General features: G+C 36.7%; 13 protein-coding genes. All 13 read right to left on the bottom strand.

Annotated elements, in window-relative coordinates:
* Positions 1–82: 82 nt before the first annotated feature.
* The 13 genes from CHU_RS04220 to CHU_RS04155 all read right to left on the bottom strand — a co-directional run bounded on the left by CHU_RS04220 (position 83) and on the right by CHU_RS04155 (position 14,148).
* A complete protein-coding gene (locus CHU_RS04220; protein ID WP_011584265.1) occupies positions 83–1,744 on the bottom strand; it encodes an LIC_10190 family membrane protein in 1,662 nt (553 codons plus the stop codon).
* 44 nt (positions 1,745–1,788) lie between these two features.
* Positions 1,789–2,664 carry a hypothetical protein gene (locus CHU_RS04215; protein ID WP_011584264.1) on the bottom strand — a complete coding sequence of 292 codons (876 nt, stop codon included), beginning with the start codon at positions 2,662–2,664 and terminating at the stop codon, positions 1,789–1,791.
* Positions 2,661–3,818 carry a glycosyltransferase gene (locus CHU_RS04210; RefSeq protein WP_011584263.1) on the bottom strand — a complete coding sequence of 386 codons (1,158 nt, stop codon included), beginning with the start codon at positions 3,816–3,818 and terminating at the stop codon, positions 2,661–2,663. Before CHU_RS04210 ends, CHU_RS04215 begins: the two co-directional genes overlap by 4 nt.
* Entirely contained in the window at positions 3,815–4,852 is a 1,038-nt protein-coding gene (locus tag CHU_RS04205; protein WP_011584262.1) for a glycosyltransferase, read from the bottom strand. The genes CHU_RS04210 and CHU_RS04205 overlap by 4 nt, the downstream gene beginning before the upstream one ends.
* Before the next feature lie 362 nt (positions 4,853–5,214).
* Positions 5,215–6,489, bottom strand: coding sequence for a protoporphyrinogen/coproporphyrinogen oxidase (locus tag CHU_RS04200; RefSeq protein ID WP_011584261.1), 1,275 nt, complete (start codon positions 6,487–6,489; stop codon positions 5,215–5,217).
* On the bottom strand, positions 6,479–7,381 hold the full coding sequence (locus CHU_RS04195; RefSeq protein ID WP_011584260.1) for a xylosyltransferase: 903 nt from the start codon (positions 7,379–7,381) through the stop codon (positions 6,479–6,481). Before CHU_RS04195 ends, CHU_RS04200 begins: the two co-directional genes overlap by 11 nt.
* 51 nt (positions 7,382–7,432) lie before the next feature.
* On the bottom strand, positions 7,433–8,377 hold the full coding sequence (locus CHU_RS18785; protein WP_011584259.1) for a glycosyltransferase family 2 protein: 945 nt from the start codon (positions 8,375–8,377) through the stop codon (positions 7,433–7,435).
* A gap of 19 nt (positions 8,378–8,396) precedes the next feature.
* Positions 8,397–9,077 (bottom strand): acyltransferase, encoded by a 681-nt coding sequence (locus tag CHU_RS04185; RefSeq protein WP_049755448.1) that lies wholly within the window; start codon positions 9,075–9,077, stop codon positions 8,397–8,399.
* 4 nt (positions 9,078–9,081) lie between these two features.
* Complete coding sequence (locus CHU_RS04180; protein WP_011584257.1) at positions 9,082–9,987, bottom strand: glycosyltransferase family 2 protein; 906 nt, start codon at positions 9,985–9,987, stop codon at positions 9,082–9,084.
* Positions 9,984–11,105, bottom strand: a complete 1,122-nt coding sequence (locus CHU_RS04175; protein ID WP_011584256.1) for a glycosyltransferase family 4 protein — start codon at positions 11,103–11,105, stop codon at positions 9,984–9,986. Before CHU_RS04175 ends, CHU_RS04180 begins: the two co-directional genes overlap by 4 nt.
* A gap of 51 nt (positions 11,106–11,156) precedes the next feature.
* Positions 11,157–11,960 (bottom strand): sulfotransferase family 2 domain-containing protein, encoded by an 804-nt coding sequence (locus CHU_RS04170; RefSeq protein WP_011584255.1) that lies wholly within the window; start codon positions 11,958–11,960, stop codon positions 11,157–11,159.
* 189 nt (positions 11,961–12,149) lie between these two features.
* A complete protein-coding gene (locus tag CHU_RS04160) occupies positions 12,150–13,214 on the bottom strand; it encodes a glycosyltransferase family 61 protein (RefSeq protein WP_143143976.1) in 1,065 nt (354 codons plus the stop codon).
* The gene (locus tag CHU_RS04155) at positions 13,171–14,148 is read right to left on the bottom strand and encodes a glycosyltransferase family 2 protein (RefSeq protein ID WP_011584252.1); all 978 of its coding nucleotides are present in this window, start codon (positions 14,146–14,148) and stop codon (positions 13,171–13,173) included. The genes CHU_RS04160 and CHU_RS04155 overlap by 44 nt, the downstream gene beginning before the upstream one ends.
* Between the last annotated feature and the right edge of the window lie 40 nt (positions 14,149–14,188).

Here is a 14,188-nt window from a genome sequence, read left to right as displayed (position 1 = left end):
TTCATCCAAACAATAATTACCTGAATCTACTTAAAAAAACAGAAAAAACGGTACAATATTCATCCAAAGCCTTCTTACAGATTTATTTCTTTTCAGGTACAGATCTAAAACCTTCTTTTAAGGTAGAATCTCCACGCAATTCAATAGAAGGATTTTGCCATGATAAAATACTTGGCAACGGTAAATCCCAGGCTGTTTCACTTTTATAATATGAAACAGTATTGATTTTCCTGATCTCAATTTCACCTTCAGTAAATTGTGCCTGCTGAAGGAATATGTTTTTATAATTACCGGAAACATCTTTAAGGGTTCGGATCAAATGTATACCTGTCATGGCAATTAAAAAAATCAACGTTAACCGCTGAAATTTATTTCTAAAAAAGCCTGCATCTGTTGCCATGAAATACATTCCTGTAAACACATATACTAAAATGTATCCCCATGCAAATCTGAAATCAGGAAATTGTGTGAGCCAGATAGTAATATTGATTAACACGCATATCTGAATAGCCAGAAATAACCGGTCATTCAGCTGCTGCAGCCTTTTTTTAAACGTTAGTATATGATACACCGAAACAAAAATAATTGCGAGAAAGAAAGCTTTCTGTTCAAACAGGCTCTTTTTAAACCATTGCGGAAACCATTCAGAAAATGACATCTTAAAAACTTCTTCTGCAGGCAACCGATCTGAAATCGGGAAACATTTGACTGCGTTTCGTTCTTCAATCACATGCTGCAAAGGCAGTTTCCAATCCGGATTAAAAAGATCAATACCTGCTACCGGGAAAACCAGGTAGCCCGTTGTAATGTAAAACCGTATGCACCAGGGAATGATTACAATCGTTGCGATACAGATGAGCCATACGATTTTATTGAATTGCATCTGCCGCAGTGCAATAAAAATGGTTGGTACATAAATAAGCAATAAATAAATGGAAGAAGGTTTTATCGTTACCAGATAAAAGGAAATAAAAAAGGAAACGACAAAGGTATAATCAATTTCTCCTAAGGTTTTATTTTCATATTTACCAACCATCCATAAAAGTATCAGTGAACTTAAATAAATATTGGGGAGATCTGCGGCTGAAGAAGTTAAAAAATTCCTGAAAATAAATGCGGAAACAAATAAGCCAAATACATACTGCACAGGGGCATCGGTTCTGGAAACACCTAGCAGATAATATCCAAGAATGAGTAAAATGATAAAACCATTCAGATCATAAAACAAGAGACCTGACCAGCGCAAACTTACCAGTGCGCTCAGAATATGCCAGGAAGAATTAAATCCAAAGCGCCCTTGCAGATTGGCAAGCCCGGGCGTTATTCCATACGTTTCCACCCATTTTATAAAAGGCAGATAATATCCTTTTTCATCCAGTATCTCTGAAGCAGAAGCACTTTTAGACACCACAATAATAAGTATAGCTAAAAATAATATACCCGTTACAGTAGTCCAGGAAATCTGATTGAGCATCTGCACAACCAGATTTTTTTTCCGGTATATGGCCATGACTGCCAGAAAATAGAGAACAAGTAAGAGATACGGATTCTGACCAAGTGGTATAAACAATGAACAAACATTGGACAGCAGACCGACCATACACACTCCTGTTAATGTAAGTATGAAGAAATTTTCAGCATTATTTTGCTGTTTGAAATAACGTGTAATAAAACCATGTACCCATATCCCCCATCCTAAAAAAAGCGGTAACAATAAAACCCAATAGATAATTAATAAGATCATGTTCGTGTATGGTTACTAAAAAATCATAAGATGATTTCGCGTTATTAAACGATTTTGCTTTTTATTTTCTGAAAATAATACATACCGGTATATTTTATATACTGAATCCAAAACAGAACCGACTTTACCGGAATATACTTCAGCATCATACTTTTGGCTTTTGCACCCTGAAAATGGAGCGTATAAAACAAAACCGGTTTCTGTTCTGCTTTCAAGAATCCATAAGGTTTAGAATCATTAAACAGGATTTTCTTTTGACCGTTCTCCATTTCAAAATATTCTTCCCCTACTTCCAGCGAGGGATCAAAGGTAGGAAGGCCATTACTGAAATATATATTTTCAACTTTTTGCGGATTTTTCTCGGCATACATTGTAAGCAAGGTCATATCTGACACACCGCCGGCACCATGCTTAGCGACAAACGCGTGATAATGTTTTTCCAGCGCGCTTAATGCATCTGCCCCTGCATAACGATCAAAAATAAACGCGCAAAAATCAATCAGTACATTCCTATCAACAAAATTTGTATGTCCGGAAATACCGCACAACGTCATGCCCACATGTGCATGTGCATCAGATAACCGTTGTACATCCTCATATACCAATACATCTGAATCCAGGTAGAGGCAACGCCGGATATCTTTTTTAATCATAAATGCTTTAAGTACAAGCCAGCGTTGAATACACATCAATTCAAATGATTCTGAATTGGTGCTGTAATGCTTATAAACACCTGCAAACAAATCTGCTTCTTCAGATAATGACCCGATCAGTATCGTTTCAGCAAGTGGCTCATACACGCGCGACTCTTCCGTACCCAGCAGATACATCTTAACCAGCGGATTGGTCTGTCTAAGCTGATATAATGTATTATACAGATATGAACTATTACCTTTATGAATAAAGACTACGGGTATCATATTTTTGCAGAAAACGTTTTTTTCATTTTTTGTACCTGTTCAATAACAATGCGTGTATGATTATGCCAGCTTGCATAGTCAAGATATCGATCCCAGGCCAATTGCTGTTCCGCGGACATGTCTGTAAAAACAATTTGATTAACTGCCTGAACGAAAGATTTTTTATCTATTGGTACAACGGCTCCTAACTTATATTGCTCTACGATTTTTGTTAAGCCCGACTGTCCGTCACTAACGATCAATTTCTTTTTATGCGGAGCGATCAGATTCAGCAAGCCGCTTTGTGAAGTGAAGCTGTATTTATAATACAATAACATCAGATCACATGCCTGAATAATGCCTTGCATTTCTTCATCCGTCAGTTTTTTTTCAATCCATATAACCCGATCCTGTACATTCCTTTTTTCAATTTCTTCTTTATATGAAGCTATTGAAACAGATGAATTTGAAGGGCTGCCGGCAATCAATAAAATAACGTCAGGTAATTCAGGTAAACACTGAATCAAAAATGAATAATTTTTTTCATCCCGGATATTACCGATCACACCCATCATTTTCTTTTCTCCCTTTTGATGAATCAGGTGATTCAATAGGTGCTGATCAAAAAGCGAATGGGTATATAAACCGTGAGGAATATTGATCTTTGGAATTTCTTTTTTATAATAAACTTTATCCGGCAGCAATTCGTGATATAAAGCTACATCCATAATCGACATAACTTTTTTCATGGTGATTTCAGACAGCCACTTAACAGGCAGGTACGCGTCCCGGTCCGGATCGTGCAGGATGACAAGAAAAGTATGTTTCTTTTTTAGCTTTTTAATAAAGGGTACCCAAATCAATGCTGTTATCTGTTCGTAATCATTAAACACAACAGCCGAGGCAGGGGCATTTTTCAGATACCTGAATACGCGAAATGGATTAACCAGGCTTCGGTATAAAAAATATATTTTTTTAAATAACGTAACATTTATTGCAGGCAGATCTGAAATCAATATTTTTTTAAAAATTTCGGTTTCAGGCTGTGCTGCATTTTCCGGAATAACTACGGTACATTTCTTTACATCCGCATGTTCGGCATAAGCAGCCGCAAGGCAACGGGAATACTCATAATTGCCTCCAAAACTATTTGTATTCAGAATGATTATATTCATACCTGAAATTTCTTTTGAAGCATACGCGCTGCTTCTTTACGAAATGCCGGTGATTTCACGTATCCCTTGTAATATCCTTTCAAATAAAAAAAACGCGTTTTTTCCATCAGATAGAGACTATAAAGAAATACCTTGAAATTATATTTATCTGACCGGAGACGTTTCCATACACCAGCATGGCGCCAATACGGCCTGAAGCCTGCTAAAAACGGAAGTACTCCAAGTAATGCGTAAGCTGGGAGGATGCCTGAAAATACCAGCAAGGCAATAGCCGGGCCTGTTTTCAGAAACAATGCACGCAAAATCAATTCAATCGTTTTTGAGATTGTACTTTTGCCATTGATACGCGCCTCTCCGTCTCCCAAGCCATACCTAAAGGCTTCTTTTGCATAGGCAACCGCAGTTGTATGTCTGCCCCAGTATACATAGCGTTTATCTACCATATAAAACGTATAACCAATTTTCTTGGCAACACGTCCGAAGACGGTATCATCTGCAGCCAGGGTAAGCCATTCGGGATAACCTCCTACGGCATCGAAGACTTCTTTATAGTACGCTACAGAACGGGATGTTGGCGTAAACCACTCTTCATGTATATCATCTTTATACCCGTCAAACAATAAGTAAGCAGCTTTAGCAGGCAATGTCTGTATGTCTTCTTCGACAACGGCAAAGGCGCCGCCGACTGCTTTAACGGAAGGATCGGTAAATGGTGAAATAATACTTTCGAGCCATTGCGGATGAAAACGGCAACCGAAATCGGTACTTGCAATCAATGCATATGAGGCCGCGTGTATCGCCATGTTACGACCTTCAGCTACATTGCACCGATTCTTTTGAAGTACTTTTATCGGTACGGAAGAAGAAGCTTTCCAGGCTAACAGCATTTCATAAGTACCGTCTGTAGAGCCTGCATCGGTAATTATAATCTCAGATGGCTGAAGTGTTTGCAGTTTTAATTCTTCAATTGTTTGATCTAATCGAAGTGCTTCATTATATACGGTTGAAACAAGTGTAAAATTCAAGACATCCATAGTTATGCGCTAACAATTAGCAATTTAACCATTAAAGTTGTGTATGGCAAAGATACATGTGTAAATCTGCATTGCATGTTATTTAAGATGCACCAACACGTCGGTCGGCATTCAGATCACGAAAAACATTCTTAAGCCTAATGTACTGATCATAATTTCGCCGCCACTGATCTTATACATCACTCTTTTAAGTTTCTCCTGTAAGCACCAGCGAATGGGTAATAATCATCATCGCTGCTGCAAGGATGCGCATAAAATTGAAATTATTACTTTTGGGTAAAGAGGCAGATGAAGTTATGCCGGACATTTTTAAATAAAGCTGGATCAAATAAAATCAGATAACTTAAAACAATAAAAAAGTATTAACCTGGCTGCATCTGCCGTTTCAGCGCAAATGCTGCTTCCATAGCCTTATCCATATTATAATATTCCCATTCAGCAAAGCGGCCTAACAGATGTATGCCGTATGGAGCTAAATATTCTTTATATTCCTGAATAATTTTACGCGTCTCTTTGTCCTGAATCACATAGGAATTAGGCTCGTTGTTATAATCGATCGGCTGCAGATTACCGGGCAATAAGCTAAGTTCTTCTACCATTTCTTCATAGCTGCATATTCCTGAAAATTCTACGGTGCACGAAGAACGATTGGAGTCTGTTAATAGGTCAGAATTATTCGTAGCACTGAAATTGCCTGTGTAGATAATGCGATGCGCTTTGAAGTGTTCTTCGGGAATGTATAACCAAGACAAATCACTTTTGTCGCAGCTGCACAACACACTTGATGTACCGTTAGACCTAAGCTTTTTTATTTGTTCGTTATACCGGAATGGAGGATCTGTTTGTAACGCCAATATATCCGGCAGTTTTCTTACATCTGCCGTATAAATGATCTGATCAAATGCTTCGCCAAAAACAGTCAGCTTATTTTCTTTTATTGCAATAGTTTCTAATTTTTTATTACATGTAACAGATAACCCTGTTGCTAATCTGTCAGCAATAAACTGCGAACCGCCTGATTTGGGATAATAAAAATTTGCATGTACCATATCGGCTTCATCGCGGCGCACGATGTTACTTGTAATGATTTCAATCAATTTCGGCATGGGCAACTTACCTTCCAGCCACTGCATCGATACGGTACGCAGATCCGTTTTCCATATCTTGTTGTTATAAGGTTTAAAATACAATTCATATAACGTTGGCCCAAACGTATTCTGAAGAAAGGATTCAAAGTGCTCATAAGACATAGGTTCTTTTACTCCGGCCTGGCTTATGTCTATCAATTCTTTCATCACCTGCTCTACTACAGATGGATCAAGCTGATATAAAAAATTTTCTATCGGATAACCAATAAATCCTTCTTTATAAAAAATCTTTGCATTGCGTTTGGCTTGAACAAATTCCTGTTCTTTATCAAATTTATTCCAGAACCATTCTAATACTTCTTTGTTTTTGCTGTTAAATACATGCCCTCCAACGCGGTGATACAATACGTCTGCCGAACGGTCGCAATGTACAAGGCCTCCGATAGCTGCATTACGTTCAAATACATGCACGTCATGTGTATCGTTTAATACCGCAGCAGCAGACAAACCTGAAATACCTGAGCCAATAACAGCAATTTTATTTTTCATTGATATCCGTTAAAATATTTTCTTTAATTTTTTCTAACAAGTTGATTGATGAAGGTTCTTCCAGCTTCCGGGCAAAAAATGCTTCGGATCGGCTTATCGCATCATAATCATTTTCCGTTAAATTATTGGGGTGCCAGTTAACCGCGTTTGTCCAATCAATATATCTGTAATTATTATTATTCAAAACAAGCGATTTATTATTTGCCAGCACTGTTTGAAAAACAACTTCCGGCGGACAAACATTTAAATCGGGATATTTATTCACTGATCTTAAAAAATCCGTTACCTCCTCAATACGGGATTTATTATCCAATATATATTTCATTGATTTTCGGTTTATCATAAACCAATCAGAGCCATGGTAGGGAATAAACGAATGTGCAAAAATATTTGAGGAAGCCTTTCTTTTAATCCGGATGGGTTTCAAATAAAATGTTCCATTTTTTCTTATAAAAGGAATCCGAAACAACATGCGGGTTTCAAATGCTTTTCTGAAATATCTATAAAAATCAAAATGATCGGTATTCACATTATTACATTCTATGTAGCCATCAACCTTACTGTTGTTTAAAAAATCAATTAATTCAGTATGACTCTTAATTGGAAAACAGTTCGCACTCAAGGTAACAAACCACTCACATTTTTTATCATATAGTAATCGGAAGGTTTTTAATAAGGCTTCAATATTATTTACATGCGACCATTCTGTCACCACAGTATCTTTTACCACATCAACGTCAACACCGTTAAAAACTACCGTATCCAGCTTGGATTTAGATTCGTCGTGATGTATTGCTATTGAATGATCCGGATACTTCGCCAATTGATTGATGAGCTCAATATACACCCGATCAGGTTTTTTATGTGACAATATCGAAAATCCAATTTTCATATTCTTAACGTGTTTCGTTTTAAATATTAATCCAACGGACTAATAGAATTTCTACACAAATAGTTTTAAATATTTTTGAAATACTGTTTTATCTGCATTGACACCATGTATGGGCTGCCAATCCGTACCCGTTTTAACACGCCCGTATTTTGAATATACTTTGCTAATGATTCCTGAGAGATGATCCGACAGCGTTAACGGATAATGTACCTGATAGCGTTTACAATATTTTTTATAATTCGCAATCAGACCTTTCAGTACAAAGATACTTAATAAAGACAGCTGCTTTTTATCTCGTTTTAAAATCTCCGAAAAAACGGCAATACCATTTTGGGTACGTTCTAATTCTTTTGTATGCTTATCTGTTATCTGCTGCTCATGTTGCCGGTAAATTGTGAGGCTTTTATTTTCGTGCACGGGAAAGGGAACAAGCATTGCTATACGTGACCAATATTCTTTGTCCTCATGCGTCATAATATCTTCACGCCAGGCACCAACCTGATCAACCAATGACCTTGAAAACAAACACGCCTGTGTAATGGAACACCACCCTTGCGCTACAATGTTATTAAACGGCATATTGCGTATTGGAAAATATTGCATAATAACATCTGTCTGAACCCATTTGTGCTGCTCTTTTTTAGCCGCTACAAATGGACCGATCACACAACCGGTTTTTATATTTCCTCCGAGTAGTGCTGCTTGTACTTCTAATTTATTCGGTGACATAATATCATCCGAATCAAAAAACTGAATTGCGTCTCCTATAGCAATTTCAAGTCCTGTGTTCCGTGCCGCTCCGGGACCATGCCCTTTGCTGCTGACAAAAATTATTTTGTCAGCATATGGTTGAAGAATATCTCTTAAATTATCTGTTGAACCGTCGTCTACAATTATGACCTCTGCAGCCGGCAACGATTGCGCCCAAATACTTTCCAGCGTCTCTGCAATCAGATGCGCTCGGTTTTTAATGGGTATGATCACTGAGATATTCATCTATAGCTGATTATTTTTATCATATGCGTTCTTCGCGCCAATCAACATTGGTTTTAATAACTTTGGCAGGTACACCTACCGCCAATGCATGGGAAGGTATATCTTTTGTAACCAGAGACCGGATACCAACAATACTATTGTTGCCTATTGAAACGCCTTTTAATACCTGCACATAAGCGCCAAGCCAAACCTTATCATCAATAAAAATATTTTTTCCCGGATTGATCCGTTCGCCTGTATCTAGCTTTATAATGGAATGTGAATCGGTATTACGGATATCTACGTCTACGGAAAACATGCATCTCTTTCCAATAATAATCTTAGAGTAAGGTTCAACGGCTGAAATACCGCCGTTTTCCTGAATAGTTGTATAGTCGCCAATGCTAATCAGGCAATGATGGTCTTCAAATGCGATGTTTGACTTATAAATACTTGTGTGCGCCCCGATCTCCAGAACATGGTCATCACCACTCATAATTATCAGGCATCCTCTCAACGAAGCGCTTTCCCCTAAAATAACGGTATTGTTATTCCCGTTAAAAAGTATTGTACACGCTTTTGCAGATGCGCTGTTCGTTACTACTTTATTTCCCCTGCCACGGTTCTTAACCTTGTTGTTAAATAAAAAAAAACGGCATCTATAAAACAGGTTCATGACCTGCTTATTTTTTTTAATACTACCTTTCAGTTTCGTCAGCATCGTATTAGTTATGCAGCAATTGCTTTTTTATAAATTGAAATAAAAATTGAGCATCCTTCCATTTATCTTTTTTCCTTAACGTAATTTCATGCAACGCTTTTGTTAAAAAATAAACATACGTATAGAAAGCACCTTTATTTTTTTTCAGGAACTCAAATTTATGCGGCAATACTTTAGTCCTGTAGACCGCAACCGGGTCATTGTTTTTACTGCTTCCTGAAAGATGATGTATAATAACCGGTTCCGGTAAATAACAAACCGACAGATTAGTATGCTTTTTTACATGATAACACCACAATACATCTTCAAAATACATAAAAAAATCTTCATGCAGCTTTTGATCCGGGAATACTTCCAATAGTTTTTTATTAAACATGAAAAATGTTCCCCATACCCAATCTGTTTTTGTAGGGGTATTATAGTCCCACAAATCACCTTTTAAGCGGATCGCCTTTTTTTTCAAAGATTCAAATTTTGAGAAACGGAACAGTTCCATTAATTCGTTTTTAAGACTTGGAAAACTGCCGGCTACGCCTTGCGGGCGCCCGTCGGGGTAAATCAATTTACCGGTCAGCACACCAATATCCGAATTCTGTAACATTGCCGCAAGCGCTATCGATACAGCATCGTTAACCAGCTCCGTATCGCTATTCAGCAACAGCATGTATTCGCCTTTAGCCTGTTCAATCCCGGTATTATTGCCCCCTGCAAACCCCTTATTGGTTGTATTAACAATCAATGCTATTTCAGGGAAGTCTTTTTTGAAAATATACGGATCACACTCTGTACTTGCATTATCAACAAGAATCACCTCAAACAAACAGTTCTTTGTCTTCGCATAAACGGACTCTATACATTTTTTAGTTAAATGATAGGTATTATAGTTTACAATTATTATTGAAACCATCATACCAGCCCCGTTAGAATTTTCAATAATTCATGTCCATGCAATTTTGAATTAAAATGTGCCAAGGCATATTGTTTTGCCTGAACAGTCATTTCAGTAAAATCAGTTCCTAACCAAATCTGTTTTATTATTTCGGCAAGCTGTTTTTCCTTTTCAGGATCAAATAAAAAGCCGTTTTCATTGTGTGTAATTAATTCCGGTCCGGCGCCTGTATCAGAAACGATAGGTATACGCCCTGCTTTCATCGCTTCAACAGTAACCCTGCCGAAGGCTTCCATCGCACTGCCTACAACAACCGCCTGCGACCTCATCACAAAATCCCATGGCCGATCTGTCTGTCCGGCAAATGCAATTTGTTTTTCCAGTTCATGCGTTTTAATATACGCTTCAAGTAGTTTTAAATAATCCGGATCTGCCCCTCCTACAAAAACAAGCTGCGGAAATATCTGTTCTTGCTTCAAAAGCGCCAATGCTTTTAAAGCAACCAATTGATTCTTCCCTTTAGCAATACGGCCAACCATACATAGTAACAATTCTCCCGAAGGCTTTTCCGTCAAAGGTGTAAATTCAGGGTAGTTAACGGAATAATACAACCGGTTTATTTTAGCGGCAGGAAGTTTTTTTGAAAAATGCTTTTTTAGTGCATCAGAATTTACAATTATTTTCTTTGACAGCTTATTGATTAGATTCAGTGAAAAGCTTTTGCCATATTCAAATTTCAGCTGATGATCCAGATCACCATATTCATGCAGATACCAAACATGCGGCGTATTGGTTAACCTTGCGCCCAAAGCGCCTGATGGGATAACAATAGAATGTGTAATCACCACATCAATTCCATTGTTCTTAATATATTCTCTGATTGATGCTGCTGAAGAATAAAACCCTTTCAGCATGAATACTTTTAAATACGTCTTCCATGGTTTGGAAGACATCCACCAATTATGTTGTATAATTTTATACGAGACGGATAAATTTTCCAGCCGGTTTATAACCGCTCCTTCTGCCGGCAAAATGACATGATTCTCAACACCTGTCTTTTGCAGAGACTCAATACTTTCTATGGCGCACAATTCGCTTCCGCCTAAAAAGGCTGATGGGAAAATATGCAATACTTTCATAGGGCGCTATATAAAATATTGTTGTTCATAATTATCTCCTGTCAATTTTTCTTATCTGAAAAAACGTTTTTTAACGGGTGCATAAATACTCTTTGTTACTACAAACAGTGATTTAAGCGTCTTAAGAAGAATCATTTTCAATTTAACATAAGGAATTTTTTTCAAATCACCTGCATGTTTTTTCAATGCGTATTCATACAATTGTAAATCAAGAAAGTTTCTTTTACGAAGCAATTCCCAGGTTTCTTCATCAAAATCATAAGACTTTGATGAGGTGATATTTTTTGATGTATAGTAATATTGATTCCAGGAAAAAACAGCGTTTGCAATTAATAACGATTCATCAAATTTTTCAGTTATACCAACAAATGAAAACCGTTTCTCAATATTTTCAATTGCACGGTTTAACATCTCTATTGAATTATCGCCATAAGGTACGTTTTCACCGCCTGCAACAAAACGTGTCTGCCCATTATCTATATTTAAAATATCGCTGCAGGACAAATATTCTTTAAATGACATTGTAGATGCGTAGCTATGATTATGAGCCAGTGCAAAATCTTTACAATAATAATAATCTGAAATAAGGCGTTCTATGGGATTTCTTAAAAAAGTAATGTAGGTGGATTTTTGTGGCAAAAGTCTATCCAGACCAAATGGAAAATGCCCATGAATGATTTTTATTTTATTTATTATTTTTTCATCTGCCTGACTAAGCATTAAATAAGTATCATCCATACCTAACAAATCTGAATTTAAAATTTCATCCTTTTTAAATTGCCTGTCAATGATTGAATAAAATGTAACACCAGCTGATTTATAATTGTGAATTGAAATAATAATTGGTTCACTCATGTCTGTTAATAACGTATGTGATTTTACAGAAGAAAGACCGGAAGATTTTTATTCTGCAAAACCTCTACGCAGATATATTGCTAATGTGCTAATGTACTTATTTTTCGGTATTAATACCACATTAATACCGCATTATTACGATGCCTGCATGCGTAGATTAAAACCACAACAGATAAAAAAATAAGAAACTTATTTAATGTTTTCAAATGTCCGTAACGATTCTTCAAATATATGTGGAGCTATAAAAACATCATTAAAATTCGAAACTTCACTTACCCGTGTGGCTGTAATATATTCCCACTTTAATTCAAAAATATTTGCCAACCCCCAGAAGCAAAGTGGCTGCGACTCCCATTCAGTATTTCGTATTTCCATCACTTTAGCATCTTGCTTCATAAACATGCAGTTTGTATGCCCTGCTCCATGAATAGAAATTAACGCATTTGACTCAGCAAAAAGTTTTACCTGTTCTTTAAAAGAATATGTTTCAGGATAAATAATATCATATCCATATTTTTTCAGTACAGGCAATAATTCCTGTTCATTTATAATTTTCCTATACCTCGCATGTGCTCTCGAAATATATATTTTCCTGAAAGGTCTTTCTTGCGGGTCAATTTTCATTGCTGAAAAAACAGCGTCGCGCATCTGTTTTTGAAGCAACGGATTAATGTCAGGCTGAAGTGTTGCCGTATGTAATACACTTAACGATTCAAACCGATGAGACTTTTTCTGATCAATCCATTGATGTTCAATTTTAAGTAACTCCAATGATTCAACAATGAATGTGATCTTACTTAATTCAACAGGCAATACCGCAACCGAGTCTTCAATTTGTTTACTCAATAAAAATAATCGAGGCAACGTGTCATTAAACCAGTGGAAATAATTATTACTCCAGCTATCATGCGCCCATACTGCTGAAATTTTAACTGATTTATTTTCTGTAAAAAATCGTGATTTTAAGAATAAATATATTCTTTGAAAAAAAGAAAGCTTTCTTGAATCGAAACCGGAAATTAATCCGGTGCGAATGTATCTGCCATTTACGAATAAATGGTTTGTTGGTGTCAGAAGCGCCCTGCTAAATGTACGTATGGCCTGTTCAGGCAATGGAGAAGATTGAAGCAATGCAATTGCAGGTATTTGCAGATGCTTTGTATTGTAAGCACTAACAGGCCTTACAGAAGCATTATTTATTTGCTGCATGTTACTCATCCAGATTGTTCCAGTTGCTATTATTTTCTTTTTCAAAAAAATCTTTTCGTAACAGATCCGTTGAAGACACACCCAGCATCAATCGTTTTACACCTCCCCAATACCATCTGGTTACAATTGAACTCGGAAATTTAACTGTCAGATCAATGAATTGGCTCCATGCCGATTTCTTATTGCCGGTTACCAACGTTTCATAAAAAACTACGCGCATATAATTTCTAACATGAAAATTATAAGTACGAAGTATTGCATTAAAACGGTTTAACTTATTCTGAACGATAAATGTATGTAATACTTTTAAAAATTCTGCGTGTAATTTTATGCGGTCTGCACTTTTAGAATCCTTATGCAGTCTAAGTGCGGCCAGCGATGTATGCACAATGAAAGGTGAATACCCTTGCAATTCCATACGAAGCCAATAGTTCAAATCCATCAAATGGTACTTTTCAAATTTACCAATTGTATTGATCAGATCGCTACTCAAAAAAACTGCGGGATGTGATATCCAGCATCCATCTATAAATGTAAAGCCGTTAACAGCTTCTGGTTTTTCAGGTATAAAGTGCCCTGTTACAGCATCATTTTCATCTATATAATCTATACCACCTGCAAACCATTTTGATTCAGGATTACGTTGAATGTGCGCTGCAATTTTTTCCAGAGCTCCTTCTGCCAGAAGATCATCTGAATTAACCACACACCAAAAATCGCCCGTAACTTTTTCTAATGCTTTATTATTTGCTTCATATGTCCCCTTATCTCTTTCACTTATCCAGTAGTGAATCTTATCCTGGTATTTTTTTATAATCTCAACCGTATTATCCGTACTTCCTCCATCAACAATAATATATTCAAGGTTTGAGTAGTTTTGTTCCAGAACCGATTTGATTGTACGTTCTATAAACGCTCCCTGATTATAACTTGGTGTAATGATAGATATTTTAGGATATGTATGAGTATCTTGATTCATTTTTCCGGATGTAAATCTCTTTCTTAATTTAATTATTTAT

Source organism: Cytophaga hutchinsonii ATCC 33406, from assembly GCF_000014145.1.
GTDB classification, from domain to species: Bacteria; Bacteroidota; Bacteroidia; order Cytophagales; family Cytophagaceae; genus Cytophaga; species Cytophaga hutchinsonii.
Note: the sequence above shows the minus strand (reverse complement) of the source record. Positions and strands in the feature narration are given on the sequence as shown.

Excerpts from the sequence above, each read along its gene's own strand:
- CHU_RS04220 (WP_011584265.1), bottom strand. The coding sequence starts at position 1,744 with ATGATCTTATTAATTATCTATTGGGTTTTATTGTTACCGCTTTTTTTA.
- CHU_RS04215 (WP_011584264.1), bottom strand. The coding sequence starts at position 2,664 with ATGATACCCGTAGTCTTTATTCATAAAGGTAATAGTTCATATCTGTAT.
- CHU_RS04210 (WP_011584263.1), bottom strand. The coding sequence starts at position 3,818 with ATGAATATAATCATTCTGAATACAAATAGTTTTGGAGGCAATTATGAG.
- CHU_RS04205 (WP_011584262.1), bottom strand. The coding sequence starts at position 4,852 with ATGGATGTCTTGAATTTTACACTTGTTTCAACCGTATATAATGAAGCA.
- CHU_RS04200 (WP_011584261.1), bottom strand. The coding sequence starts at position 6,489 with ATGAAAAATAAAATTGCTGTTATTGGCTCAGGTATTTCAGGTTTGTCT.
- CHU_RS04195 (WP_011584260.1), bottom strand. The coding sequence starts at position 7,381 with ATGAAAATTGGATTTTCGATATTGTCACATAAAAAACCTGATCGGGTG.
- CHU_RS18785 (WP_011584259.1), bottom strand. The coding sequence starts at position 8,377 with ATGAATATCTCAGTGATCATACCCATTAAAAACCGAGCGCATCTGATT.
- CHU_RS04185 (WP_049755448.1), bottom strand. The coding sequence starts at position 9,077 with ATGCTGACGAAACTGAAAGGTAGTATTAAAAAAAATAAGCAGGTCATG.
- CHU_RS04180 (WP_011584257.1), bottom strand. The coding sequence starts at position 9,987 with ATGATGGTTTCAATAATAATTGTAAACTATAATACCTATCATTTAACT.
- CHU_RS04175 (WP_011584256.1), bottom strand. The coding sequence starts at position 11,105 with ATGAAAGTATTGCATATTTTCCCATCAGCCTTTTTAGGCGGAAGCGAA.
- CHU_RS04170 (WP_011584255.1), bottom strand. The coding sequence starts at position 11,960 with ATGAGTGAACCAATTATTATTTCAATTCACAATTATAAATCAGCTGGT.
- CHU_RS04155 (WP_011584252.1), bottom strand. The coding sequence starts at position 14,148 with ATGAATCAAGATACTCATACATATCCTAAAATATCTATCATTACACCA.